We start from the raw sequence: 25167 nt of genomic DNA on the forward strand, positions 1-25167 counted from the left end.
GACACGAGAATACCTTTGGAGGATTGATCATGGACATTCGCTTCGACGGGAAAACCGCCATTGTCACAGGCGCGGCTTCGGGCATCGGCGCCGCCATTGCCGAAGAACTGGCGAGCGGAGGCGCAAGTGTCATCGTCGCTGACCTGAACGCGGAAGCGGCTGCTGCGGAAGTGACCAGGATCGAAGCTGCGGGCGGTAAGGCGCTTGCCACGACCGTCGACGTATCCGACCCCGAAGCCGTCAAAGCCATGGTCGATTTCGCAGTCGAGAAAACCGGCAAGCTCGATCTTCTGGTGAACAACGCAGGCATCGGCGGGCCCTTGTCGCCGATCACCGATGTGGACCCGATCAAATGGAAACAGGTCATCGACATCAACCTGATGGGCGTGTTCTACGGCATGCATTACGGCGCGCAGGCGATGAAGGCCACGGGCGGAGGGGCAATCGTCAACATGGCCTCGATTCTGGGCTCTGTGGGCGATCTCAACATTTCGGCCTATGTCTCCGCGAAACACGGGGTCGTGGGGATGACGAAAGCGGCCGCGCTCGAAATGGCCGCCGACAACATCCGCGTCAATTCAGTGGGGCCGGGCTATATCGAAACCCCGCTCGTGGTCGGCGCTTTGCCCGACGAGGTGCTCGAAAATCTCCGCTCGCGTCACGCCAGCAAACGGCTCGGCAAACCCGAAGAGGTGGCGGCCCTCGTCGCCTTCCTCCTCTCGGATCGGGCGAGCTTCATCACCGGCTCCTATCACCTTGTGGATTCCGGCTACACGGCACTCTAATTCCTCTCCCTGTTGGAGACTGGCGCGCGGCACTCCTGCGCGCCTTTTTTTGTGGATGATCCCTGCCCTCTGGCTCTTTGCCCGCAAGCGCGATAGAGAAACGGGAAGATATCTTTAACGGACGACCGGACGACCCACATGGCACGCACGCTCATCACCTCCGCCCTGCCCTATATCAACGGCATCAAGCACCTCGGCAATCTCGTGGGCTCGCAACTCCCCGCCGATCTCTATGCCCGCTATCGCCGGGCACGCGGTGATGAGGTTCTGTTCCTCTGCGCCACCGATGAGCATGGCACACCGGCCGAGATTGCGGCACAAAAAGCGGGCAAGCCAGTTGCCGAATATTGCGCGGAACTGCATGACGTTCAGGCCGAAATCGCGGCGGGCTTTCGCCTGTCCTTCGATCATTTCGGACGTTCGTCCTCGGCACAGAATCACAAGCTGACCCAGCATCTCGCCAAGCAGCTCTATGATGCCGGATTGATCGAAGTGGTGGAAGAGACCCAGATTTACTCCATCACCGATGGCCGTTTCCTGCCCGACCGTTACATCGAAGGCACCTGCCCGAACTGTGGCTATGACTCCGCACGCGGCGATCAATGCGACAACTGCACGAAACAGCTCGATCCGACCGACCTGATCAACCCGCATTCGACCATTTCTGGCGCGACCGATCTGGAACAACGCAGCACGAAACACCTCTACCTGAAACAATCCAAGATGCGCGATGCGCTCAATGAGTGGATCGACAGCAAAACCGACTGGCCGGTTCTGACCACTTCGATTGCAAAGAAATGGCTCAACGATGGCGACGGTTTGCAGGACCGTGGCATCACCCGTGATCTGAGCTGGGGCGTGCCGGTGCAATTCGAGGACGCGCCATGGGAGGGCATGGATGGCAAGGTATTCTACGTCTGGTTCGACGCCCCCATCGAATATATCGCCTGTGGCGCGGAATGGGCCGAAAAACAGGGGCTCGGCGAAGAGGCTTGGCAGCGTTGGTGGCGGACCGATAAGGGCGCGGGCGATGTTCGATATGTGGAATTCATGGGCAAGGACAACGTGCCCTTCCACACCCTGTCCTTCCCGGTCACCATGCTGGGCTCCGGTGAGCCTTGGAAGATGGTCGATTACATCAAATCGTTCAATTACCTGAACTATGACGGCGGGCAATTCTCCACCTCGCGCGGGCGCGGTGTGTTCATGGATCAGGCGCTGTCGATCCTTCCGGCGGATTACTGGCGCTGGTGGCTCCTGTCTCACGCGCCGGAAAGCTCGGACAGCGAGTTCACATGGGAAAACTTCCAGGTCTCCGTCAACAAAGACCTCGCCGACGTGCTGGGAAATTTCGTCTCCCGGATCACCAAATTCTGTCGGTCCAAGTTTGGTGAAACCGTTCCGGAAGGTGGCGCCTATGGCGAACAGGAACAGGCGTTGATTGCCGATCTGAGCGCGAAAGTCGCGGAATATCAGACGCATATGGACGCGATCGAAGTGCGCAAAGGAGCGAACGCGCTGCGCGCCATCTGGGTTGCGGGCAACGAATACCTGCAATCTGCCGCGCCTTGGGCAACCTTCAAGGAAGACCCGGAGAAGGCGGCGGCACAGGTGCGCCTCGGCCTCAACCTGATCGGGCTTTACGCGCGTCTCTCCGCACCCTTCATTCCGGATACGGCGGGCAAATTGCAGACCGCTCTGGCGCTCCCGGATCTCGACTGGCCGGAAGATGTGGCGGGGGCGCTCGACGCGCTCAAACCGGGTCACACCTTCGTCGTGCCGGACAATCTTTTCGCCAAGATTGCAGACGAGCAACGCGAGGAATGGCAGGCGAAATTCGCCGGAACGCGCGGCTAAGGCGCATTCGCAAAAATGTTCGAATCAGCCAAGGAAAGTCCTCCACTCGGAGGACTTTTTCTTTGGCCGGTCTCAGATTTCGGCCAATTGAGCAATACCATTGCGCGCCTGCGTCTCCCCCGATTTGCGCAGGGTGAGAATGTAATCGCGGTTGGCTTGCTTGACCTGCTGATCGGCATAGGATCGGCCGTGATCGAGATGATAAGCCGGGGCGGTGTAGCGCACATGACGCCCGCGAATACCCGCGTTGCGCAGCCGCACACCGATCTCCTTGTCGAGCCCGCCATAGGACATGTTGCCCTCGAACCCGTTGACCCGCAGAACATCCTCACGCCAGACCGAGGCGCAGGCCCCCTGAAAATTCGGCGAGACCGGCGAGAGGCGGTCGAGAAGCGCCATGACGGCGGGCGGAAACGGCATGGATTTCAGCCATTGTGATCGCCCCTTCGGGGTCCAGCCCGCCAAATGCCCTTCTGACCAGTCATAGCTCTGCGCCTGCAAAAGCCGCTGGGTCAGTTCGGCGTCGAGACGGATCAGCGACCCGGTGAGATAGCGCCCGCGCATGGCACAGGAGAAATGCCGCCGCAGGGCCTTCGGATGCAGGATCACATCGTCATCGAGAAAGACCAGATAATCGCATTCGGAGCCGGCAATCGCCCGGTTCAGCGCAACGGATTTACGAAAACCACGATCCTCATGCCACGAGCGCCGCAGCGGCAGGTCGGGATACGTCGCCCGAAACGCCTCAATCACCGGCTCTATCCGCGCATCAGACCCGTCATCGGCGAGACAAATGGATGTGGGGCGCAGGCTCTGCTCCGCGATACTCTTGAGACAGAGGCGCAGATACTCCGGCTTGTTATAGGTCGCGACAATGACTTCGGATGTGAAATTCACGGTTCACCCTTTTTGCTCAGATGGCCCATCGGCCCTGGTACCCGCGGCCGGACTCGAACCGGCACGGCCTATACGGCCTAAGGATTTTAAGTCCTCTGTGTCTACCATTCCACCACGCGGGCCTGCCTCATCCGGGCAAAAGGCCGGGCCGGTTGCCCCGGACCAACCTGTGCCGAACCTCCTAACATCTTGCCGGAGCCTTGCCCAGAGGCGCGCGCAAACAAACATGTCGCGGCGGAGAGTTACAGGATGGAGGGCCGGAGGCAAGCCGATTTCAAATCAGGGGGATGTGGCATGTCATTCGTCGTTCGATGCCACACGCCGGGCGCTGATGCGGCTGAGCGTGCGGTCGAAGGCCACACCCACCGGGGTCGGCTGCAACGTATTGGACACAAGGTTGATCTGCGGCTGCGCCCCGCCATAATGATAAGGGTTGGCGGCAAACCAGGCGTGACGCTCGACAAACGGCAGGCGCTCCATCATCAGGATCGCAGCCTCGGCGAAAGCTGCGTTTTGCGCATAGCTGACGCCACGAACGTTCTGCCAGTCGACATAGGCGAATTCCGTGACCCAGATCGGGCGCTTGTATTCGGCATGAACGGCGCGGAGCCAGTTTTCAAAGGCTTTCACATCGCCATTCGAGGAATAGTAATGCACCGCCATGAAATCGACATGCAAACCTCTGGTCTCTACCTCCGCCATAAAGCGGCCCTGCCATGAATTCTTGCCGAGTGTTTGCCCCTGCGTCACCGCAGGACTGCCAAGGCGCAGACCGCGCGCTTCGAGCTTTGGCCAAAGCGCGATGGCCTGTTCTACCGACAAGTTGCTCCCTTCGCTCTTACGCGAATCCGGTTCGTTGAAACCCAGAAGCGTGCGCACCGGCAGGTCGGAAACGATTCTCTTGTTCACATCCGCAGCGTCACGGATCATCGGTACGAATTCGACGGAGCGGCGGCGTTTGTCCTCTGACCACATTTGTGTCGGACGCCAAGTGTAATACCAGTCGAGCGCGGGCGCATCCTCGATCCAGCGTAACATCGTGTTGCTGGAATTCTCCCATGCGCCGATCCCGGCCTTGTCCGCGAAAAGCGCCGTGGGCATGAGCATGAGAACCGCCAAGAGAAGTTGTCTGACCATAAATGCCTCGTGATTTTCAGTGAAGTTATAGAGGCGAGATGCCTGGAATCGGGCCGGATTGTGACAAAACCCGGACAGAAAGCGTGATTTCGCCGGGGAACGCAGCGGCAACGCGGGAAATCGCCGAGCGTGACGATGGCGCAGTGCGGGTCACCTTGCCATAGCCTGCCGAACCCGGCAGGTTGTTTCTCTTGACCTTGCGGCTCGGGGGCCCACATTGGCGACATGTTTCCGATCCGCGACCATAATCCTTCCCGCCGTCCCGCTCTGGTCACCTATGCGCTGATCGCGGTGAATATCGCGGTATTTCTGGCGATGCTGCCGAGCTATGGCGACGAGCGCGCGCTTTTGACGATTTACTCGAACTGGGCGTTGTTGCCCGCGCGGATCAGCTATGGCGAGGGCTATGACACCTTTCTCACCTCCATGTTCATGCATGGCGGGGTGATGCACATCGCGGGCAATATGTTGTTCCTGTGGATTTTCGGCGACAACCTCGAAGACGAGATGGGGCATGGGCGCTATCTCGCCTTTTATTTGCTCTGTGGGCTGGCAGCCGGTATGGCGCAGTATCTCGCGGACCCGTCTTCGCGCGTACCCATGGTCGGGGCCTCCGGGGCGATCGCCGGTGTCATGGGCGGCTACCTTCTGCTTTTCCCCAGGGCGCGCGTCGATGTGCTCTTCATTTTCATCATCTTTTTCAGGGTCTTTCCCCTCCCCGCCTGGGTCATGCTCGGCCTGTGGTTCGCACTTCAGGTGGTGGCGGAGCTGGGCTCCAGCGCAGGCACCGGCGGGGTGGCGCATCTCGCGCATGTCGGCGGTTTCGTCGCGGGGGTTGTGATGGCCACGCCACTCTGGCTCAGGCTCGGCGGTACGACCTATTGGCACCGCACACATGGGCGCCCGATGCATGCGGAAGCCCGCTATGTATCGTCCCGAAGCTCCGTGCCCATCGTCCGCCGCCGCCGTTAAAGCGTCGGAAACTTTCCAATTCAGGCCGAAGGATCAGCCCTGTTCCGGTGCGGTGTAATTCGCGACGTCAATGCTTTCGACGTCCGCATTCAGTCTCAGGGTAAAGCCAAAGGCCCCTTGCCATATAATCCCCAGCACAACAATGCTCAGTCCGATGACAGCCGCGACCAGCACAACCCAATCGACCGTCACCGCCCCTTGCTCGTCCGCCCGGAACCGTGCCCATATATGTTTGAATTCGCCAATCACGTGTGTCCCTCCGATGATCACACTCATAGTTGCATGAGAAAGCGACCAAATCACGGCAGGAAACGCGCATTTGAAGGGAACCGAAGAGTGCCCGACAGCGTCATATGACAGGCTTTACAGGCGCGCCCTCAGGCGGAGCGGATCACCGCCGCGAAACGCTCGAACAGCGCCTCGTTGCCGCAGATCACTTCGCCGCTCTCGACCGGATTGTCCTCGGGATGAATGCCTTCGACAAAACCGCCCGCCTCTTTCACCAAAAGCACGCCTGCGGCCATGTCCCAGGCGTTCAGACGGCGCTCCCAGAACCCGTCGTAACGACCGGCGGCCACGTAAGCCAGATCGAGGGCTGCGGCACCCCAGCGACGCACACCGGCGGTGGCGGGCAGGAGCCGCGCCAGATCGCGCAGCGTCTCCGGCAAATCGCCACGACCGCCGAAGGGAAGCCCGGTGGCAAAGATCGATTCGATCATCTTGGTGCGGCCCGACACCCGGATGCGGGTATCGTTCATCCAGGCCCCCGCGCCTTTTTCGGCCCAGAACAGCTCGCCCTTGGCCGGATCGAACACCACGGCGGAGACGATCTCGCCCTTGTGCTCAAGCGCGATGGAAATCGCCCAATGCGGCAGACCGTGCAGGAAGTTCGTCGTGCCGTCGAGCGGATCGACAATCCAGCGGCGCGTCGGGTCCTTGCCCTCGACGGGTTTGCTTTCCTCGCCGGTCCAGCCGTAATTCGGGCGCGCCTCCATCAGGGTCTCGCGGATAATCTCTTCGGCGCGGATATCGGCCTTGGACACGAAATCGCCCGCGCCCTTGGAAGAGACCTGAAGGTTCTCGACCTCACGGAAATCCTTGACCAGCGAACGACCTGCCGCGCGGGCGGCTTTGATCATGACATTGAGATTGGCGCTGCCTTGCATGGTCCGGGCTCCGAAAGGGTGTTGAGATGTTCAAACCGGGCGTATACGCCGCCCGGCCCGCCCTGCCAAGAGTTTCAAGGCAAAGAAATGCGCAGAAAGTCGACGTTTTTGCCGGGTTTCAGCCGCGCTGAAGCTTCACGGCCTCGGTTTTCGCAATGCGCAGCACATGCGCCATGTAGGGTTTGCTCACATCGCCCTCGCGCACGGCGGCATACATCCGGCGGGTGATGCCGGTCGCGGTCAGCGGACGGATGGCGTAATCCGGGTGGCTGCGAATATTGCGCATCACCCAGTCGGGCAACACGGTGATGCCTCGCCCGGCAGCCACCAGCATCAGGATCACATCGGTCAGTTCGACCTGCCGCACCGTGGCTGGCTGCACCCCGGCGGGGGTCAGCAAGTCCTTGAATACATCGAGCCGGGCACGATCCATCGGATAAGTGATCAGCGTTTGATCCGCGAAATCCTCGGCCACAAGAAAAGGTTTCGTCGCCAGTGGCGATTTCGAGGACAGGGCACACATCGGCGCATAATCGAACAGCGGCACGAAGGTGATGCCGGGAATATCCTCGGGGTCGGAAGAGATCACGAAATCCACTTCCTCGCGTTCCAGCGCCGGAAGAGCACCGAAAGCGAGGCGCTGGCGAATGTCGACGTCGATCTCCGGCCAGGCCTTGCGAAACTGGTTGAGCACCGGGAAGAGCCAGTCGAAACAGGCGTGGCATTCCATGGCGATGTGCAACCGGCCCGAGGTGCCCTCCTCAATACCACGAAACTCGTCTTCGAGCGCCTGCACCTTGGGCAGAACATCCTCGGCCAGCGCCAGAAGCTTCATCCCCGCAGGAGAGAGTTTCAGAGGTTTCGAACGCCGCACGAAAAGTTCCACCCCGGCCTGATCCTCAAGCCCCTTGACCTGATGGGAGAGCGCGGATTGGGTGATGTTGAGCCGGTCGGCGGCGCGCGCCAGACCGCCCTCCTCATGGATGGCCTTGATCGTGCGCAGGTGACGGAATTCGAGGTGCATCTTGAATGGCGCTCATGTTGATCTTGAGAATTATGAATTTGTCTCACATGGCTTGTCATGACACAAGACCCGTCAGTTCAATGAGGACCAGACGATGACCAAAGCGCCAAAAATCTCTTTCGAATTCTTTCCGCCGAAGGATATCGAGGCCTGTTTTTCTCTGTTCGAGACCTTGCAGGTGCTGGGCGACATGGTGCCGGAATTCGTCTCCGTGACCTATGGCGCGGGCGGCACGACGCGGGAGTTGACCCATGACGCGGTGGCCTTACTGCATCGCAAATACGGCTGGAACGTCGCCGCGCACCTGACCTGCGTGAACGCGACACGCGAGGAAACCCTTGCGATTGCAAAGGGCTACAAGGATGCCGGTGTGAACGAAATCGTGGCGCTCCGGGGCGATCCGCCGAAAGGTCAGGGCAAATTCACCCCGGCGGAAGGCGGCTTTGCCAATTCTGCGGAGTTGATCGCGGCCCTCAAAGCCACCGGCGATTTCAAGATTCGGGTGGGCGCCTATCCGGACCCGCACCCGGATGCGGTAGACGCCAATTCCGACATCACCTGGCTCAAGCAAAAATTCGAAGCCGGAGCCGATTCGGCGATCACGCAGTTCTTTTTCGACCCAAACACGTTTTTCCGCTTCCGCGACCGCTGCGCGAAAGAAGGTATCACGGGAACGATCATTCCCGGCATCCTGCCGATCACAAGTTGGAAAGGCGTCCAGAAATTCGCGGCCGCCTGCGGCACACCGGTGCCCGCCCGTTATGCCGAGGAATTCGAAGCCTCCGAGGATCATCAGGCATTGGCCATCGAGCTTTGCACCGGGTTGTGCGAGGCGCTGATCGCGGAAGGCGTCGAAGACTTGCATTTCTATACGCTGAACCGACCGACATTGACCAAGGCAGTCTGTGCGAATTTGGAAGTTATTTGAGGGGGTGAATAAAAATGGGTGCGGAACAAGGCGAAGCCGCCGCGCCTGCGCCTGCCCATCCCGGCGGGCTGGCGCATTTCACCGGCGCACAGACCTCTGAAAATCGCAATATCTTTCACTAAAGCGCCCCGCCTCTAACCTGAGCTATCAGATAAAGGCGGGGCGCGTGCAACGCTCATATCTCGCTCTGCGTTCCGCCAAAAGCTGTGTCTCAGTTTTTTGGCGGAACGCTTTATAAAGCGCATCGCTCAATCGTTTGAGCGCCATCCCACGGGCAGACTTGTCACGGCTACCGCTCAAATGTCCGCGATGGACATGTCACCGTTTCAACGCCGGGTGCAACACCTCTGACGGGTCCGCCCCCACCACCCGGGTCTCGCGCAGCAGAAAGAATTTGCCCCAGCCCCGGTTCATGCCGATGGACGGCCCGTGCGGGTCGGCGAGATAACGGGCGCGCCAGTCTTTCGGCAGATGCAGCCCCGCCGCTTCCGCCTTGTCGAGCATCCACACAAGTGTGGCGTTCGACAGTCGACGCTCCGGATTATAGCCCGACAGCTGCCCGCCGACATCACCATGCGTGCCGGGAAACCACATCTGTTGAAGCACCTGTCTTTGTCCCCCGAACAGAGGGGGCTCGGGGTTGCTTTCGAACAGGAAGGGCGCATAGGCGCTGCGGCGTTCATCATGGGCCAGCGCATGATAAGCGCGTTTGACACAGCGCGCGGGCATGCGATCGTGGAACTCATGAAACACGGTCGAATAGCGCCAGACGATCGGCATATGCAGCCCCAGCGCCGAAACCGTGTCCCAGACGCCCAGAAAGTCGATCTCCACCCTTGGGTGGCAATGCGCCTCGGTGAACTCCGCCGCAGCGCGGCTGTGTGGGGCCATCTGGTAATGACGATAGGCAACACGGATATTGCGTTCTGTCGCTTCCTCCGCCCGCAACAGCCCGATCATGTCGATCAGCCCGGAAAGCGAACGCACCGCATAGGCGCCGCGCGAATAGCCGAAGAGGAAAATCCGGTCGCCGGGGCGGTAGCGCGAGGCGAGCGCACCATAGACCCGCTGAATCTGTTTGTGAATGCCACGCCCCTCGATCACATCCATCGTATCGCGCCAGCCACGCCACTGAATGCCCGCCTCGTAGCGCACCAGCATGTTCGCCCCCTGCGCCGCCTCCGTGCAGAGTTTGTAGGCGAGACCCGCGTTGGTCTCATACCCCGGCGAGAGCGAAGAAAGCGTGCCGTCCATGATGATCACATGGGACAACGGACCACGGGAATGATGCCCCCCGGAGGTGCGCACCCGCTGGCGAAATTTGAACAGGTGAGACAGGCGGCCGAAGAGGCCTTTTCGTTGTTCCATACCCATGATTTAGCATGGAAAAATGAAAAATCCCCTCCCTTTGCGAGGGAGGGGACGTTGCGTCACAGGCTTGTCGGTCCGCGCGGAACCATTCGGGCCGGGACATTCGGCCCGGACGGCCCTTGTGGCGACAAGCGCGACGATCAGATATGGCGCTGCACCGTTTCCACGGTGATCTGGCCAAAGCCGTTGAATTTGGTCGCAGTCGCCACGGAATAGGCGCCCAGACCGTAGAAGATCACGTGATCTTCCTCTTCCATGTCCGCCGGGAAACCGAGTTCGGACGGCAGTTTGTCGAGGCTGTCGCAGGTCGGGCCGAAGACGGTGCGGAACACCGGTTCGCCTTCACGTTTCACGCCTTGCGGACCGAAGACGCCTATGCGGTCGATCACACCGACGAGGTGCAGCTCGGAGAGGCCACCATAAACGCCGTCATTCAGGAACACATGCGCGTCGTCACGGATCGCCTTGACGCGGGTCACGAGCGAGTAGCTTTCGGCCACAAGACCACGGCCCGGCTCACAAACGAGCGCTGGCATGTCGTCGCCGAAAGCCTCAGCCGCCACACGACCGATGAGGTCGAAGGTCGGCTCAAGCTGCGGCACCACCTCGTTGAGACGGTGGGACGGGAAGCCGCCACCGACGTTGAGGCGCGCGATTTTGACATCGGCCATGCGGGCAATCTCGGCGGCGGCACGGATGTATTTGTCCCATGCGTGCGGATCGGTGCATTGCGTGCCCGGGTGGAAGGTCAGCGACGGGGTGAAACCCAGTTGCGAGGCGAGCAGAAGCAGTTCAGCGGCGGCCTCGACGGTCGCACCGAATTTCGCACCGAAGTTATAGGCCGCGCCTTCGACCGGCAGTTTGAAGCGCACGGAAATCTCTACACCGTCGGCAGGCACCAGTTCGCCGAGCTTCACCAGTTCGGAATGGCTGTCGACGGAATAGGATTTCACACCCATTTTGACGGCGTGCAGGATCTCGGTGCGCGAGCGAACCGGGTTGTTGTAATGCATGGCGGCACCGGGGGCGATACGGGCAATGGTGTCCATCTCGACAGGGGAGGCCACGTCGAACCCTTTGACGCCAGCGGCGACGAGGTTGGCCAGCACTTCTTCATCCGGGTTGGATTTCACCGCATAGGTGACAAGCCCCGGGAACCCTTTGATAAAACGACGGGCAGTCGCTTGCAGGATGGCCGGGGAAAAGAACAGCACCGGGTGTTCCGGGGCATGAGTGCGCAGGTATTCTCTGGGCGTTGCCCAGATGGTTTTAGAGAGCCCCATTGGTCATGTCCTTTACCAACAGAGCGCAGCCACATCTTGCCCGGGAAAACTCCGGTTGGGATTGCGCTTACGCGATTAATCCTAACCAGGCCAGGTGCGGGACCGCCTCGTTTCGTGCGTGGGCGACCGTCCTTCGATCCTGTTTTTCGTAAGCGCTATATGCGTGTTGATTTGGTCGATAGAAATAGTAAAATCGTGCGGAATGCCGGTCAATTTCACAAAACTGCCGGTCAAATTTACTATGCTTTATCAAGCGGTCCAAAACACCGGGCCGTGCAGGATTTCGGAGCGCCAAAATGGACGAACTTGATCAAAAAATCCTGATGGCTCTGGCCGCCGATTCATCCACTTCGGTGTCGCGCCTGTCGCGACGTTTCAAGGTGGCGCGTTCGACCGTGCAGGCGCGTCTCGAACGGATGGAAACCAATGGGACGATTGCGGGCTATACGATCAAGCTCGGCGATGTGGCGCTGGCACGACGCATCAAGGCCACCGTGCTCATTCAGGTGGAGCCACGCACATCGGCCTCGGTGGTGACGAAACTCAAGACGATCCCGGAGGTGGAAATGGTCGCAACCTCGACCGGGCGGGTCGACCTGATCGCACAGATCGCCTGCGACACCACCGAAGAGATCGACCAAACGCTAGATCAGATCAATGGCATTACGGGCGTGCAGGACATCGAGAGCCTGATTCATCTGTCGATCAAGTTCGACCGATCCATCTGATCCGTATGAGACTATTCCGCCGGGTGCGGGCGCGCCCGATGCTCCTCCCGAAGCGGCGCCATCCGGGCCTGCCGGATGCCCCTGGCCATCTCCTCCGCACCCCTCACGGCAAAGACGATGCCCCGCGCCAGGTCAGAGAGCTGATTGACCGTCCCGGCGACGTAAACGCCGAGATCGGGGGCATAAAAGCAGATGCTTTCACCGAAGCCGAAATGACCGATACAACGTGGGGGGGCGTAGCAACCGCTGCGGCTGGAAGGTCATGCGGTAGGGAAAATACCACCACCAAGGGGCCTGAACCTTCATGATACCGGTGCCGAATTCGGTCGGGAAGAACATCAGACGCCAGCGTGGCAACACGCGCTTGTCGCACAGATAGCCCTCGAAAAAGCCGCGTGCGAAGATCTGCGACTCGCGCGAGGTGGTCACAATCCCGTTGTCGGCCTGAAACGAGGTCAGGGCGCGGGGCACATGCACCGCCCTGCGGCCCGACAGGGGCGACACCGGATGGCGGTCGGTCGGATCGCAATAGATATAGGTAGAGCGCAGCCCAAGACGTTCGGCGACGCGGGTCTGCACAATCTGGGCATAACTTTTCCCCTAAATCTGTTCGATCACCCGGCCCAGAAGGCGATAATTCGTATCGGTATAAATCGCGCGTTTGGATGCCCCCGGCGCGATCACGGCACCATGAGAACGGATGCGCTGGATGATGTCTTCAAAGTTCCATGCGCTGTCGATGCCGTCGGCAATCGTGTGACGCAGGCGACGGGCATGCATTTTGTAGAAGAAATAATCACCGAAACCCGATCTGTGCGACATCAGGTGACGGATCGTCACTTCCCCGGTCCGGTCAACCCCATCCTTGACATGCAACTCGGGAAAAGACGCGCCGGTCCCAAGATAGTGCACAAAGGGCCGGTCGGAGTCGACTTTCCCCTCCTCCAGCAATTACAAAAGGATCGCGGTCACGAAGAGTTTCGTGACACCGGTGGCGAAACAGGGCGTGCGGCTGTCGAGATTGCCCACGCCGATATGCATCTCCCGCCCCGTCTCCCGGTCGAACATCGACAGCGTCACACCGCAATGCATCCCGCTTCGGACCATGCGGTCGGCCAGTCTTTGCAATCGCGCGGAGGCAGCGCTCATATCTTTCTCCTCTCGGACCCGGAAGATGTGATGCCACAGCAACGCTTAACACCCCGTCAATTTGGTCGCGTTTCACGGGGTTTTCTCTCGGAAATGTGGGGAGTTTCTCCCTTTCCCTCTCATCTCCTGCGGGGTAAAAGCGCTGGACCCTTGAGCGCGGGGCCTTTCCCCGTGCCCGGACCGGAATGAAGCGAGAGACCACGATGGCCATGGAAAAGACGTTCGACGCGCAGAAATCTGAAGCGCGCATCTATGCGGAATGGGAAAAAGCCGGGGCGTTTAAAGCCGGCGCCCACAAGAAACGCGACGAGACCTTCACCATCATGATCCCGCCGCCGAACGTCACAGGCGCTTTGCATGTGGGGCACGCATTCAACAACACCATTCAGGATATTCTGATCCGCTGGCACCGGATGCGCGGGTTCGACACGCTGTGGCAACCGGGTCAGGACCATGCGGGCATCGCGACCCAGCTCATGGTCGAAAAGGAACTGGCGAAGACGCAGCAGCCGTCGCGCGCCGAGCTTGGCCGCGAGGCATTCCTTGAAAAGGTCTGGGAATGGAAGGGCAAATACGGGTCCACGATTATCAACCAGCTCAAGCGGCTTGGCTCCTCCTGCGACTGGTCCCGCAACGCCTTCACCATGTCCGGCGCGCCGGGTGCGCCCGCCGGTGAAGAAGGCAATTTCCATGACGCGGTGATCAAGGTCTTCGTCGATATGTATGAGAAAGGCCTCATCTATCGCGGCAAACGCCTTGTGAACTGGGACCCGCATTTCGAAACGGCGATCTCGGACCTCGAAGTCGAGAATATCGAAGTTGCGGGCCATATGTGGCACTTCAAATACCCGCTCGCGGGTGGCGCCACCTACGAATATGTCGAGAAAGACGAAGACGGGAATGTGACCCTGCGCGAAACCCGCGATTACATCTCCATCGCGACGACGCGCCCCGAAACCATGCTGGGCGATGGGGCGGTTGCCGTTCACCCGGATGACGAACGTTACGCACCGATTGTGGGCAAGCTCTGTGAAATTCCGGTGGGCCCGAAGGAGCATCGTCGTCTGATCCCGATCATCACCGACGAATACCCGGATATGACTTTCGGTTCCGGTGCGGTGAAGATCACCGGCGCGCATGATTTCAACGACTATCAGGTCGCGAAACGCGGCAACCTGCCGATGTATCGGCTTATGGACACCAAGGGCGCGATGCGCACCGACGGTCTGTCTTATGAAGACAGCGCAATCCTTGCCGCCGAAATTCTTGCGGGCAAACCGTTTACAGAGGCCGAAGTCGACACGATCAACCTCGTGCCCGAGCATCTGCGCGGCCTCGACCGGTTCGAGGCACGCAAGGCTGTGATCGCAGAGATCAATGAGGAAGGTCTGGCGGTCATGACCACCAGAACCACGAAAGACGATGAGGGCAATGAGACCACGATCTCGCTCCCCTATGTCGAAGATAAGCCGATCATGCAGCCCTTCGGCGACCGCTCCAAGGTCGTGATCGAGCCGATGCTGACCGATCAGTGGTATGTGGACGCCGAGAAGATCGTCGGCAAGGCGCTCGATGCGGTGCGCACCGGCAAGACCAAAATCATGCCGGAGAGCGGTGAGAAGACCTATTTCCACTGGCTGGAAAACATCGAACCGTGGTGCATTTCGCGTCAGCTCTGGTGGGGACACCAGATCCCGGTGTGGTACGGGCTCGATCTGTCGGCACCGGATTTCACCGATGACGAGGGCGACGGGGCGCTCGACGAGGTGGAACTCATTCGCCTCCTGACCGAAGGCGGCATGCTTCATCGCGGCACGGTGCATCACTGCGCCGCCGATTTCGAAACTGTCCATGGCAAGTTCTTTGCCGATATGGACAACCTGCCGACCCCGCTCAATCACTGCCGCGTGGTCGAAGTGGCGAGCCGTCAGGAAGCGAACGAGATCTTCGCAAACGCGCTGGCACAGTACAACGTCACGCAAGACCCGACCAAGCTGGTCTACCCGGTCTGGCGCGATCCGGATGTGCTCGACACATGGTTCTCCTCGGGCCTATGGCCGATCGGCACGCTCGGCTGGCCGAACTGGGATGAGAGCACCTCGAAATACTTCCCGACCGATGTTCTGGTCACCGGCTTCGACATCCTGTTCTTCTGGGTCGCCCGGATGATGATGATGCAGCTTGCGGTGACGGGCGAAGTTCCCTTCCACACTGTCTATCTGCACCAGCTCGTTCGTGACGAGAAGGGCAAGAAGATGTCGAAAACCACCGGCAATGTCATCGACCCGCTGCAGATCATCGACGAATACGGCGCCGATGCGCTGCGTTTCACCAATGCCTCGATGGCCTCCATCGGCGGTGTGCTGAAGCTCTCCGTGGATCGCATCAAGGGCTATCGCAACTTCGGCACGAAGATCTGGAACGCCGCACGCTTTGCCGAGATGAACGGTGTGTTCGAGAATTACACCCCCGGCGTCGTCCCGACGCCCTCCGCCACGGTGAACAAATGGATCATCGGCGAGACGGTGAAGGTGCTGCGCGAGGTCGATACGGCCTTCGAGGAATACCGCTTCAACGACGCCGCGAACGCGCTCTATGTCTTTGTCTGGGGCAAGTTCTGCGACTGGTATGTCGAATTCTCGAAACCGCTCTTCTACGACGGGGACGAGGCGACGCTGGCGGAAACGCGTCAGACGATGGGTTGGGTCTTGGATCAGGCGCTCGCCATGCTGCACCCGATCATGCCGTTCATCACGGAAGAGCTTTGGGGCACGGTGAATGGCGCGCGTCCGCTTCTGGCGCTGTCCGACTGGCCTGAGCTGTCGGACGATCTGATCGACGCCGAGGCCGGCGCGGAGATGAACTGGGTCATTGATCTGGTGGAACAAATCCGTTCGTCGCGTGCCGAGGTGCATGTACCGGCAGGTCTCAAAATCCCGATGGTGCAGGTCGAATTGGACGAGGCGGGCAAGACCGCGTTTGCTAATAACGAAGCGCTAATCATGAAGCTTGCGCGTCTTGACAGCATATCGGTCGGCCCGATGCCGAAGGGTGCGATCACGATTTCGGTGACGGGCGGGACATTCGCCCTGCCACTCGAAGGGGTGATTGACATCGCAGAAGAGAAAGCGCGGCTTGAGAAGAGCCTCGGCAAGCTCGCGAAAGAGCTTGGTGGCCTGCGCGGCCGGTTGAACAACCCGAACTTCGTGGCCTCCGCGCCCGAAGAAGTGGTTGAGGAAGCCCGTGAAAACCTCGCCGCGCGCGAAGAGGAAGAAGCCAAGATCAAATCGGCTCTCGCCCGTCTCTCCGAAATCGGTTGATCCGGTTCGATGGATTGACAAAGGCCCGCCGATTTGGCGGGCCTTTTGTTTTGAGTATTTATCCCATCAGAAAACCATCAGTCATAGACCGGCGCGCGCTTCTGCATCTGTGCCATGACGGTTTCTATTTGGTGCGGCGTGCCGATCAGCGCGCGTTGTTCGCGGCTCTCCTCCATCAGGATATGCGCGCGGTCCTGCGAGGTTTCGGCCGTGGCGATCAACCGTTTCGCGGCGCGCATGGCGGAGGGGCTTTTGCTTGCAATCGTGGTGGCAATCTCAAGCGCGCGGGCATGGGCATCCTCGACCAGCTCAGTCACGAGGCCAAGTTCGGCGGCACGCCCGGCCGGGACGATCTCGTTCGTGTAGGTCAGCATCCGCAGAACATCGGAGCGCAGCACGCGCGGGAAAAGCACCATACCGCCCATATCCGGCACGAGGCCCCATTTCATTTCCATGATCGAAAGCTGCGCCTCGGGGGAGGCAATGCGAATATCGGCGGCGATGGCGAGTTGCATCCCGGCGCCGAAACAGGGTCCGTGGATCGCCGCAACGACCGGGATCGGCAGGTCATGAAGCGAAAGCGAGAAGGCCTGAAACGCGTTACCATCGCCATGGGTGCGCTCCATCACGAGAGCATCGAGGTCCTCACTCATGAAGCGTTGGAAATTCGAGGTGTCGAGCCCCGCGCAAAACGCCTTGCCCGCCCCGGAAAGCAAAACGACACGGGCGTCGGAAGCACCGATCTCCGCCACGCGGGCCAGCAGATCGGCGATCAGCTCTTCGGTCACCGCGTTCATCTTGTCGGGACGGTTCAGGGTCAGGTGGGCGATGTGGTCTTTGATCTCAAGCGTGACAGTCATGGCGGCTCCTCCTCATTGCGACAGGCTAGCAGGGCACAAACGCATGGTCAGGTCTGACGTTACGGCGCTTGCGCAACCCTGAAGTTTGAGGCAGGACAACCGCATGACAGACACACGCCTCACGCCCCTCACCCAGACGCTCCCCTCCACCGTGCCCTTCGTCGCGCCCGAGCGCATGGAGGAACTGCGCGGGACGCGTTTCGATGCCCGTCTCGGGGCCAATGAACTGTCCTTCGGCCCCTCGCCGAAAGCCCTGTCTGCCATGGTGGACAGCCTTGACGGCATCTGGAAATACGGCGAGCCGGAGAACCGCGATTTGCGTTTTGCACTTGCCGCGCATCTCGGAATTGCACCCGAAGAGGTGACTGTCGGCGAAGGCATTGATGGGCTGCTGGGCAATCTGGTGCGGCTTTACGTGGCTCCCGGCGATGCGGTGGTAACCTCGGCGGGCTCTTATCCGACGTTCAATTATCATGTGGCAGGCTTCGGCGGCGTGCTGCACACCGTGCCCTACAAGAGCAATCACGAAGACCCGGAGGCGCTGATTGCGAAGGCTAAGGAGGTCGGGGCAAAGCTGGTGTACTTGTCCAATCCGAACAATCCCATGGGATCGGTGCATCCGGCGGAAACCGTGCAGGCGATGATCGAGGCGGTGCCCGAGGGATGCCTGATGATCCTCGACGAGGCCTATACGGAATTCGCGCCGGAGAGCACGCGTCCGGCGCTCGACACCGCAGACAAACGCGTCATCCGGTTCCGTACTTTTTCAAAGGCTTATGGCATGGCAGGCGCCCGGATCGGCTACGGGATCGCACATCGCGACATCGCCACCGCCTTTGACAAGATCCGCAACCATTTCGGCGTAAACCGGGTGGCGCAAGCGGGGGCTTTGGCGGCGCTGGCCGATCAGGGCTATCTGGTGCAGACGCTGGAACGTGTCGCAGAGGGACGCACAGAACTTGCACGGATCGCACAATCTAACGGTTTGACGCCCCTGCCCTCCGCAACCAATTTCGTTACCATGGATTGCGGGCGCAATGGCGATTATGCACGGGCGCTTGTGAAAGCCCTCGACGCGCACGGGGTGTTTGTCCGAATGCCGGGGATGGCGCCTCTGGATCGCTGTATCCGCGTGTCCGTCGGCCTGCCGAAGGAGATCGCGGTGTTCGCCGAACGTCTGCCTCTGGCACTGGCCGATCTGGGCTGACGCTTCTCTCTGACGTTAACGTTAATCGGATTAAGGTTAACGCCGGAGAGAGAGGGCACCGCATTCACACCCGGAAAACGCCATGCAAAAAGGCGCCCGAAGGCGCCTTACTTTTACTCCAATGGGGACGGATCAGACCCGCTCGGCCAGAACCGTCGCCGCCGCGCGCGAGGCACCCGTGCCATGCGGGATTTGCAGCGCGGTGAAAGCGGTTTCCATCGCCCCGATGATGCCCAGCACCATATGCGCGTTGATGTGGCCCATGTGACCAATGCGGAAATAGCCGGCGGCCTCTTCCGAACCGATCTCGCCGAAGCCCAGAGAAATCCCCAGAGTGATGCCAAGATGTTCGGTCATCCATTCGCGCAGACGCGTACCATCCGGCCCGCCAAGGCTCAGTGTGGTCACCGCATGTGAGCGGTATTCCGGCTCTTTGATGTTGAAGCGCAGGTTGCCGCCCTGCCCCCAGATATCGACCGCCGCCCAATAGGCACGCGCGAGGGTTTCGTGACGCTGCCAGACATTCTCCAGACCTTCGTCGAGGATCATATCGACCGCCTGACGCAGCCCGTATAGGTGATGCGTCGGGGGCGTGCCATCGAAATATTCATAGAGATGCACCGGCTTCGCACGGGTTTCCCAGTCCCAATAGGGCGCGCGCAGATCGTTGCCCTGCCCGGCAAGGCGAGCCTTTTCGGAGAACCAGACAAAACCCATGCCCGGAGGCGTCATCAGGCCCTTTTGCGAGGCGGCGATCATCACGTCGACGCCCCAATTGTCCATTTCGAACCGGTCGCAGCCCAGAGACGCGATGCAATCAACGGCGAAAACGGCGGGGTGCCCGGCGGTGTCGATCGCCTTGCGCATGGCGGCAACGTCGTTGCGCACTGAGGTGGCGGTGTCGACATGGACGGTCATCACCGCCTTGATCTTGTGATCCGTGTCGGCACGCAGCACCTCTTCGAGACGGGCAGGATCGACCGGGGCCTGTTTGCCGAATTCGATGGTCTCCACATCGGCCCCGAGACGGCGGGCGACATCGGCCCAGCCATGGCCGAAATTGCCGGTCAGACAGACCAGAACCTTGTCGCCACGGGAAATCATGTTGGTCAGAGAAGCCTCCCAAAGCCCGTGGCCGTTGGAGATATACATCGCCACATGCTCTTTGGTGCCTGCAATGGTCTTGAGATCGGGAACGAGGCCATGGGTCAATTCGACCAGCTCGCCGGTGTAGATGTTCGGTGCCGGACGATGCATCGCCTGCAACACCGGATCGGGGATCACGGAGGGACCCGGAATGGCAAGATAATGGCGGCCGTTGGCAAGTGTCATGGGAAACCTCGAAGCAAAAGAGGCTCAAGCGGTAACGCCCTCGCACGCGTCCGTCAATTGCGCGCGCCGTCACATCGGGGTGCGCGGCTTTGCAACGCGGGGTCACGCTCCACGCGCACCGCCCCATCCCCGTCGCTTGCCCCATGAGACAAAGAAAGCTAAAGAGGCGCGATCCATGATGAAACGGTCCGCATGTTCAAGACGCTGAAAAAAGGGTTCAAGAAACTCGAACGGGCCGAGGTCGGCGCCTTTGGCAATGACATCTCGACGCCCCGGACCCGTCGGTTGGCGATGTGGCATTTCCACCTGTTCGACCATGCGTTTCTGCGCGGAATATGGACCAATCTCCATGAGTTCGCTCCCGGAGCCTGGCGCTCGAACCAGCCATCGCCCAAACGCATCGCCCGCTATGCCAGAATGGGCATCAAAACGATCCTGTCACTCAGGGGCGACAAGGACGTGTCCTATACTCTGCTGGAACGGCAGGCCTGCGAGGAGCACGGCATCCGACTTGTCATCACGCAAAAGGCAGGGGCCCGCAACGCGCTCAGGGCAGAGGATTACGTCGAACAACTCGACATTCTGGCCTCACTCGAAAAGCCCTTTCTCATCCATTGCAAATCCGGGGCCGACCGGGCAGGCTTGGCGGCGGCGCTTTATCTGCTGCATTGTGAAGGTGCTTCGATTGCTGAGGCGAAAAAGATGCTTTCACCGCGTTTCATGCACCTGAAGAGCACCAAGACCGGCATTCTCGATTACATCCTCGGGATGTATGAAAAGGACGTCGAAGCCCACGGCCCGATCCCGATCCGCGAATGGTTCCTGACCCGTTACGATCACAAGGCCGCCAGAGAGTTCAAAACCTTCCGGTCCTTTCCATGACACACGATCCGCAACATTTCATCCCTGAAATCCCCTCACTGAAGCTGATTTCCTGGCTGTGGCGGGGCTATCTGCGGCCCTATCTGGGGTATGTCTTCATCGCAATCCTGCTGATGTCGACCGAAGGCGCGATGCTCGGCGCGCTGTCCTATCTGATCAAGCCGATGTTCGACAAGGTTCTGGTCGCAGGGCAATCGAGCGCCGTACTCTGGGTGGCGCTCGCCGTCTTCGGCGTGTTCAGCCTGCGCGCCATTGCCTCTTTCGGCCAGCGCGTGATCATGACCCGCGTCGGGCAAAAGGTGGCGGCGACCCTTCAGGGCGATCTCGTCGCCCATATGCTGACGCTCGACGGAAAGTTCTTTCAGGACAACTCCCCCGGCACGCTGATCGAGCGCACACGGGGCGATTCCTCGGCGGCGGCGACCGTCTGGGGCACGATACTGGCCGTGGTCGCACGAGACATCATCTCGCTTCTGTCTCTGCTCGCCGTGGCAATCTCCGTCGACTGGCGCTGGACACTCATCGCAGTGGCGGGCACGCCGCTTCTGGCCGTGCCCGTCACGATATTGCAAAAGCTCGTCCGCCGCACCACGCGGATCGCCCGGATCGCCTCGGCGCGAGTCTCCACGAGGCTCGACGAGATTTTCCATGGTGCAACTACGATCAAACTTTCCGGCACGGAGAAACGCGAAGCACAACGGTTTCACGATGAAATCACCCACATGGTCCGCGCCCAGATCAAATCCGAGGCCGGTCAGGCAGGCATTCCCGCGCTGATGGACATTGTCGCGGGGCTCGGGTTCTTTGGCGTGCTGCTTTACGGTGGTCATCAGATCATCGAGGGCACCAAGACCGTCGGTGAATTCATGTCGTTCTTCACGGCCATGGCACTGGTGTTCGAACCGCTGCGGCGTCTGGGCAATGTCTCCGGCGTCTGGCAGGCGGCGCGCGCCTCTCTCGAACGCATCTATGCGATTTTCGAGGAACGCCCGGAAATCACATCGCCCGCCAAACCCGTCGCTCTGCCGGTGCCGCCATCGCGCGCCGACATCCGGTTCGAGAATGTCGGCTTCGCCTATGCCGACAGCCCGGTGTTGCGCGGCACCACGTTTACGGCCGAAGCCGGCAAGACCACGGCGCTCGTGGGGGCTTCCGGGGCGGGCAAATCCACCGTGTTTCACCTGATGACCCGGCTGGCCGATCCGGTGACGGGGCGGATCACCATCGGCGGGGTGCCGACGACCGCACTCGATCTCAAAGCGCTGCGCGGGCTGTTTTCCGTGGTGTCCCAAGATGCGCTTTTGTTCGACGAAAGTTTGCGCGACAACGTGTTGATGGGATCGGAGACGGATGAGGCGAAACTCAAGGCCGCGCTGAAAACCGCCCATGTCGCCGATTTTGCCGCCCAACTCGATCACGGGCTCGACACCCCCGTGGGGCCGCGCGGTTCCGGGCTTTCAGGCGGGCAACGTCAACGCGTCGCCATTGCCCGCGCCGTGTTGCGTGACCGACCGATCCTTCTTCTCGACGAGGCGACCTCCGCACTTGATGCGCAATCTGAAAAGATCGTGCAGGAGGCGCTTGAAAAGCTCTCGGAAGGACGCACCACACTGGTGATCGCCCACCGGCTCTCGACCATCAAGAATGCCGACAAGATCGTGGTGATGGACAAGGGTCGCGTGGTGGACGAAGGCACCCATGACGAACTTCTGGCGCGCGGCGGGCTTTATGCCGATCTCTACCGGCTGCAATACTCCGACGGGCGCACAGTTATCGACGGTAGCCCTGTACAAGCCGCGCGGGGTCGGCCCCGAGGCGAAAACGGAGAAGACGGAAAAGGTTCCGGGCTCCTTGCCGCCACCAGCCGGATGTTCGGTAACGTGATGGGTCTGTTCGGACGCGCAAAGGACTGAGCGCGATGCGCCCTCTGAGACGACGGGCGAGGTCCACATCCTCCATCAACGGCATGTCGGCATAGCCGCCGATCTCATCGTAAAGCTCGCGCGAAATGAGCAAAGCCTGATCGCCATAGGGCAGATCGAAGAGCTTCGTGCGCAGATTGGCCCAGCCGGAGGTGAGGCTCGGCCCCATGCCTTTGGCGTCCCGAAACGACAGGGAAAACACCAGCGCCTTGTCATAGTGTCTGGCCAGATGTTGCACCACCGCCTCGGCCCAGCCCTCCGGCATCCATGTGTCGGCATGGAGCACCAGAAGCCAGTCGCCTTCGGCCTTCTCCGCCCCGCGCCTGAGCTGCCCGCCCCGCCCCGCCGGTCCGATGACGAGTTCGGCCCCGACGAAATCCGCCATTTTCTCCACCCCGTCGGTCGATCCGCCATCGGTCAGGATCAGCTCGCGCACCAGTCCGGCGTCCAGCCCTTCCATCAACGACAGCATGGTCTCGCGCAGCAAAGGCGTCACGTTCAGGGTCGGGATGATGACGGAGATCGGCGCGCGCATAGGGGGGTCCGGCAAGGTTGCAGCTTTTCGTTTGGTTCCCCCTTCCTATATGAAGAGGCACAATGCGAGAAAGTGCAGGGGCGACACAGTGGCGATGGAAAACGACAGAAAAGTCATTGAAATCACCGGCGAAGACCGGATGCATTTCCTTCAGGGGCTGATCACCAACGATGTGAACCGGCTTGAAGAGGGTGCAGTCTATGCCGCCCTCCTGACGCCGCAAGGCAAATTCATCGTGGATTTCTTTCTGGTGCCCGAGGGGGAGACAATCCTGATGGATGTGCCTGCCTCCGAGGTCGATAGCCTCATGAAACGTCTGACCATGTACAAGCTCCGTTCCAAGGTGACGCTCACCCTCACCGACCGCCCGGTGTCGCGCGGCCCAGGTCCGGCCTCTGATGGCGCGGTTCAGGACACGCGCGCACCTGAAATGGGCTGGCGTGCTTATGACGGGCGACCTTCGGTGAAGGCCGATTGGGACGCCATTCGCGTCACCCATTGCATCCCCGAATTTGGCGCGGAACTGACGCCGGACACGTTCATCCTTGAGGCTGGCTTCGAGCGGCTGCACGGCGTCGATTTCCGCAAAGGCTGCTATGTCGGTCAGGAAGTCACCGCCCGGATGAAGCACAAGACCGAGCTGCGCAAGGGGTTGACCACCGTCGGGATCGAGGGTTCTGCCCCTGTGGGGACAGAGATCGTGACCGAGGATGGCAAAACCGCCGGAACGCTTTTCACGCAATCGGGCGGTCGGGCCATCGCCTATCTGCGGTTCGATCGGGCGAAAGGCATGCTCAAAGCCGGTGACGCCACGCTTACCGTTTAAAGCGTTTCGCGAAAGGCTTTAACAGAAACGAAAACTCTTTTCTGTTCAATCCGTTCTGGCGGCGGCATGATGGCATCATCCGCCGATGGGAGGCGATTTGCGCGCCGTAAAGGCAATCATATTGAAAGGAAGAGGCGACCATGAGCGATGTCGCGGGCAAACCCTGTATCATATGTGTGGCGATCACCGGCTCTCTGCCGACCAAGGCGGACAACCCCGCCGTACCGATCACCATCGAGGAACAGATCGAGAGCACCCATGAGGCCTATGAGGCCGGGGCCGCCATCGCCCATTGCCATGTGCGCGACGACGAGGGCAAACCGACTTCCGACCCCGAACGGTTTGCCCGGCTTATGGAGGGAATTCAGCTTCATTGCCCCGGCATGATCGTCCAACTTTCCACCGGCGGTCGCTCCGGCGCGGGTCAGGCGCGCGGTGGCATGTTGCCTCTGCGCCCGCCGATGGCCTCGCTTTCCGTCGGTTCGAACAACTTTCCGACCCGTGTTTATGAGAACCCGCCGGATCTCGTTGACTGGCTCGCCGCCGAGATGAAAACCTACGGCGTCAAGCCGGAGATCGAGGCTTTCGATCTGTCGCATATCTACAAGGCGCATGAGATGATGGAGCGTGGCCAGATCGGTGCACGTCCCTATGTGCAATTCGTCATGGGCGTAAAAAACGCCATGCCCGCCGAGAAGCGCGTGTTCGATTTCTATGTCGAGACGGTGAAATACCTGTTCGGCGATGACATTGCGTGGTGCGCCGCTGGGATCGGGCGGCATCAGCGCGAGTTGAACGACTGGGCCGCTGCGGCGGGCGGGCATCTGCGCACGGGGCTTGAAGACAACATCCGCCTCGACAAGACGACGCTCGCGCCTTCGAACGCAGCCCTCGTGGAACTGGCCGTCAACGCCGCGCAACGGTATGACCGCCCCATCGCCACGCCCGCGCAGGCACGTAACATCCTCGGACTGCGCGCGGGCTGA

At 60.5% G+C, this 25167-nt stretch carries 23 protein-coding genes, 1 tRNA gene and 1 pseudogene; 11 read left to right on the forward strand and 14 right to left on the reverse strand.

Translation table 11 applies throughout. The features are described 5' to 3' along the window. Positions 1-29 precede the first annotated feature (29 nt). Complete coding sequence (locus C8N42_RS10105) at positions 30-785, forward strand: SDR family NAD(P)-dependent oxidoreductase (protein WP_107816441.1); 756 nt, start codon at positions 30-32, stop codon at positions 783-785. Between the two features lie 138 nt (positions 786-923). Continuing rightward, the gene (gene metG, locus C8N42_RS10110; protein WP_107816442.1) at positions 924-2642 is read left to right on the forward strand and encodes a methionine--tRNA ligase; all 1719 of its coding nucleotides are present in this window, start codon (positions 924-926) and stop codon (positions 2640-2642) included. Positions 2643-2714: 72 nt separating this feature from the next. Here metG and C8N42_RS10115 read toward each other — a convergent pair whose 3' ends face one another. From C8N42_RS10115 to C8N42_RS10125, 3 genes are all read right to left on the reverse strand, one after another. Next, positions 2715-3539 (reverse strand): glycosyltransferase, encoded by an 825-nt coding sequence (locus tag C8N42_RS10115; RefSeq protein WP_107816443.1) that lies wholly within the window; start codon positions 3537-3539, stop codon positions 2715-2717. Positions 3540-3574: 35 nt separating this feature from the next. After that, a tRNA-Leu gene (locus C8N42_RS10120) sits at positions 3575-3661 on the reverse strand. 175 nt (positions 3662-3836) lie between these two features. Continuing rightward, the gene (locus tag C8N42_RS10125) at positions 3837-4676 is read right to left on the reverse strand and encodes a glycosyl hydrolase (protein WP_245890027.1); all 840 of its coding nucleotides are present in this window, start codon (positions 4674-4676) and stop codon (positions 3837-3839) included. Positions 4677-4901: 225 nt separating this feature from the next. Here C8N42_RS10125 and C8N42_RS10130 point away from each other — a divergent pair, with 225 nt between their 5' ends. Then, positions 4902-5648 carry a rhomboid family intramembrane serine protease gene (locus C8N42_RS10130; RefSeq protein ID WP_107816444.1) on the forward strand — a complete coding sequence of 249 codons (747 nt, stop codon included), beginning with the start codon at positions 4902-4904 and terminating at the stop codon, positions 5646-5648. 33 nt (positions 5649-5681) lie between these two features. On the opposite strand, the gene C8N42_RS10135 is transcribed toward C8N42_RS10130, so the two are convergent. The 3 genes from C8N42_RS10135 to C8N42_RS10145 form a co-directional block, all read right to left on the reverse strand. Beyond that, a complete protein-coding gene (locus tag C8N42_RS10135) occupies positions 5682-5897 on the reverse strand; it encodes a hypothetical protein (RefSeq protein WP_146168256.1) in 216 nt (71 codons plus the stop codon). Between the two features lie 128 nt (positions 5898-6025). Next, a complete protein-coding gene (locus C8N42_RS10140) occupies positions 6026-6814 on the reverse strand; it encodes an inositol monophosphatase family protein (protein ID WP_107816446.1) in 789 nt (262 codons plus the stop codon). 118 nt (positions 6815-6932) lie between these two features. Next, positions 6933-7838, reverse strand: coding sequence for a LysR family transcriptional regulator (locus C8N42_RS10145; RefSeq protein WP_107816447.1), 906 nt, complete (start codon positions 7836-7838; stop codon positions 6933-6935). Between the two features lie 94 nt (positions 7839-7932). Between C8N42_RS10145 and metF the strand changes: the two genes are divergently transcribed. Beyond that, positions 7933-8766: a methylenetetrahydrofolate reductase [NAD(P)H] gene (gene metF, locus C8N42_RS10150; RefSeq protein ID WP_107816448.1), complete on the forward strand. Its 834-nt coding sequence runs from the start codon at positions 7933-7935 to the stop codon at positions 8764-8766. Between the two features lie 318 nt (positions 8767-9084). Here metF and C8N42_RS10155 read toward each other — a convergent pair whose 3' ends face one another. Then, positions 9085-10134 (reverse strand): DUF2235 domain-containing protein, encoded by a 1050-nt coding sequence (locus C8N42_RS10155; RefSeq protein WP_107816515.1) that lies wholly within the window; start codon positions 10132-10134, stop codon positions 9085-9087. 143 nt (positions 10135-10277) lie between these two features. Next, positions 10278-11420 (reverse strand): type III PLP-dependent enzyme, encoded by a 1143-nt coding sequence (locus C8N42_RS10160; protein ID WP_107816449.1) that lies wholly within the window; start codon positions 11418-11420, stop codon positions 10278-10280. 296 nt (positions 11421-11716) lie between these two features. Here C8N42_RS10160 and C8N42_RS10165 point away from each other — a divergent pair, with 296 nt between their 5' ends. Further along, positions 11717-12148, forward strand: coding sequence for an Lrp/AsnC family transcriptional regulator (locus tag C8N42_RS10165; RefSeq protein ID WP_107816450.1), 432 nt, complete (start codon positions 11717-11719; stop codon positions 12146-12148). Positions 12149-12346: 198 nt separating this feature from the next. Here C8N42_RS10165 and C8N42_RS10170 read toward each other — a convergent pair whose 3' ends face one another. The 3 genes from C8N42_RS10170 to C8N42_RS10180 are packed head-to-tail and all read right to left on the reverse strand — an operon-like array spanning position 12347 to position 13297. Continuing rightward, on the reverse strand, positions 12347-12727 hold the full coding sequence (locus C8N42_RS10170; RefSeq protein WP_107816451.1) for a hypothetical protein: 381 nt from the start codon (positions 12725-12727) through the stop codon (positions 12347-12349). A gap of 21 nt (positions 12728-12748) precedes the next feature. Then, entirely contained in the window at positions 12749-13099 is a 351-nt protein-coding gene (locus C8N42_RS10175) for a serine hydrolase (RefSeq protein ID WP_107816452.1), read from the reverse strand. Further along, positions 13100-13297 (reverse strand): hypothetical protein, encoded by a 198-nt coding sequence (locus tag C8N42_RS10180; protein WP_107816453.1) that lies wholly within the window; start codon positions 13295-13297, stop codon positions 13100-13102. A gap of 203 nt (positions 13298-13500) precedes the next feature. Here C8N42_RS10180 and C8N42_RS10185 point away from each other — a divergent pair, with 203 nt between their 5' ends. Further along, a complete protein-coding gene (locus tag C8N42_RS10185; protein ID WP_107816454.1) occupies positions 13501-16617 on the forward strand; it encodes a valine--tRNA ligase in 3117 nt (1038 codons plus the stop codon). A 77-nt stretch (positions 16618-16694) separates the two neighbouring features. On the opposite strand, the gene C8N42_RS10190 is transcribed toward C8N42_RS10185, so the two are convergent. Next, complete coding sequence (locus C8N42_RS10190; RefSeq protein ID WP_107816455.1) at positions 16695-17477, reverse strand: crotonase/enoyl-CoA hydratase family protein; 783 nt, start codon at positions 17475-17477, stop codon at positions 16695-16697. A gap of 103 nt (positions 17478-17580) precedes the next feature. Here C8N42_RS10190 and C8N42_RS10195 point away from each other — a divergent pair, with 103 nt between their 5' ends. Further along, complete coding sequence (locus C8N42_RS10195) at positions 17581-18684, forward strand: pyridoxal phosphate-dependent aminotransferase (RefSeq protein WP_107816456.1); 1104 nt, start codon at positions 17581-17583, stop codon at positions 18682-18684. A gap of 132 nt (positions 18685-18816) precedes the next feature. On the opposite strand, the gene C8N42_RS10200 is transcribed toward C8N42_RS10195, so the two are convergent. Further along, a complete protein-coding gene (locus C8N42_RS10200) occupies positions 18817-20016 on the reverse strand; it encodes a pyridoxal-phosphate-dependent aminotransferase family protein (RefSeq protein WP_107816457.1) in 1200 nt (399 codons plus the stop codon). Positions 20017-20208: 192 nt separating this feature from the next. Between C8N42_RS10200 and C8N42_RS10205 the strand changes: the two genes are divergently transcribed. Together C8N42_RS10205 and C8N42_RS10210 are read left to right on the forward strand one after the other, a co-directional pair. After that, the gene (locus tag C8N42_RS10205; protein ID WP_107816458.1) at positions 20209-20898 is read left to right on the forward strand and encodes a phosphatase domain-containing protein; all 690 of its coding nucleotides are present in this window, start codon (positions 20209-20211) and stop codon (positions 20896-20898) included. Then, complete coding sequence (locus C8N42_RS10210; protein ID WP_425430523.1) at positions 20895-22811, forward strand: ABC transporter ATP-binding protein; 1917 nt, start codon at positions 20895-20897, stop codon at positions 22809-22811. Before C8N42_RS10205 ends, C8N42_RS10210 begins: the two co-directional genes overlap by 4 nt. Here the strand turns inward: C8N42_RS10210 and C8N42_RS10215 are convergent. After that, positions 22738-23355: pseudogene (locus C8N42_RS10215) on the reverse strand (glycosyltransferase); the annotation flags it as partial. The gene C8N42_RS10210 and the pseudogene C8N42_RS10215 overlap by 74 nt on opposite strands. A gap of 94 nt (positions 23356-23449) precedes the next feature. Here C8N42_RS10215 and ygfZ point away from each other — a divergent pair. Together ygfZ and C8N42_RS10225 are read left to right on the forward strand one after the other, a co-directional pair. Further along, positions 23450-24181: a CAF17-like 4Fe-4S cluster assembly/insertion protein YgfZ gene (ygfZ, locus tag C8N42_RS10220; protein ID WP_107816460.1), complete on the forward strand. Its 732-nt coding sequence runs from the start codon at positions 23450-23452 to the stop codon at positions 24179-24181. 140 nt (positions 24182-24321) lie between these two features. Then, entirely contained in the window at positions 24322-25167 is an 846-nt protein-coding gene (locus C8N42_RS10225; RefSeq protein WP_107816461.1) for a 3-oxoadipate:acetyl-CoA acetyltransferase, read from the forward strand.

This window comes from Celeribacter persicus (genome assembly GCF_003050785.1).
Classification (GTDB): domain Bacteria; phylum Pseudomonadota; class Alphaproteobacteria; order Rhodobacterales; family Rhodobacteraceae; genus Celeribacter; species Celeribacter persicus.

Bases quoted from the DNA above. Each gene is read 5' to 3' on its own strand.
- C8N42_RS10205 (WP_107816458.1), top strand. From the start codon at position 20,209: ATGTTCAAGACGCTGAAAAAAGGGTTCAAGAAACTCGAACGGGCCGAG.
- C8N42_RS10140 (WP_107816446.1), bottom strand. From the start codon at position 6,814: ATGCAAGGCAGCGCCAATCTCAATGTCATGATCAAAGCCGCCCGCGCG.
- C8N42_RS10185 (WP_107816454.1), top strand. From the start codon at position 13,501: ATGGCCATGGAAAAGACGTTCGACGCGCAGAAATCTGAAGCGCGCATC.
- C8N42_RS10210 (WP_425430523.1), top strand. From the start codon at position 20,895: ATGACACACGATCCGCAACATTTCATCCCTGAAATCCCCTCACTGAAG.
- C8N42_RS10225 (WP_107816461.1), top strand. From the start codon at position 24,322: ATGAGCGATGTCGCGGGCAAACCCTGTATCATATGTGTGGCGATCACC.
- C8N42_RS10200 (WP_107816457.1), bottom strand. From the start codon at position 20,016: ATGACACTTGCCAACGGCCGCCATTATCTTGCCATTCCGGGTCCCTCC.
- ygfZ (WP_107816460.1), top strand. From the start codon at position 23,450: ATGGAAAACGACAGAAAAGTCATTGAAATCACCGGCGAAGACCGGATG.
- C8N42_RS10130 (WP_107816444.1), top strand. From the start codon at position 4,902: ATGTTTCCGATCCGCGACCATAATCCTTCCCGCCGTCCCGCTCTGGTC.
- C8N42_RS10195 (WP_107816456.1), top strand. From the start codon at position 17,581: ATGACAGACACACGCCTCACGCCCCTCACCCAGACGCTCCCCTCCACC.
- C8N42_RS10155 (WP_107816515.1), bottom strand. From the start codon at position 10,134: ATGGAACAACGAAAAGGCCTCTTCGGCCGCCTGTCTCACCTGTTCAAA.
- metG (WP_107816442.1), top strand. From the start codon at position 924: ATGGCACGCACGCTCATCACCTCCGCCCTGCCCTATATCAACGGCATC.
- metF (WP_107816448.1), top strand. From the start codon at position 7,933: ATGACCAAAGCGCCAAAAATCTCTTTCGAATTCTTTCCGCCGAAGGAT.
- C8N42_RS10160 (WP_107816449.1), bottom strand. From the start codon at position 11,420: ATGGGGCTCTCTAAAACCATCTGGGCAACGCCCAGAGAATACCTGCGC.
- C8N42_RS10105 (WP_107816441.1), top strand. From the start codon at position 30: ATGGACATTCGCTTCGACGGGAAAACCGCCATTGTCACAGGCGCGGCT.
- C8N42_RS10190 (WP_107816455.1), bottom strand. From the start codon at position 17,477: ATGACTGTCACGCTTGAGATCAAAGACCACATCGCCCACCTGACCCTG.
- C8N42_RS10145 (WP_107816447.1), bottom strand. From the start codon at position 7,838: ATGCACCTCGAATTCCGTCACCTGCGCACGATCAAGGCCATCCATGAG.
- C8N42_RS10125 (WP_245890027.1), bottom strand. From the start codon at position 4,676: ATGGTCAGACAACTTCTCTTGGCGGTTCTCATGCTCATGCCCACGGCG.
- C8N42_RS10180 (WP_107816453.1), bottom strand. From the start codon at position 13,297: ATGAGCGCTGCCTCCGCGCGATTGCAAAGACTGGCCGACCGCATGGTC.
- C8N42_RS10165 (WP_107816450.1), top strand. From the start codon at position 11,717: ATGGACGAACTTGATCAAAAAATCCTGATGGCTCTGGCCGCCGATTCA.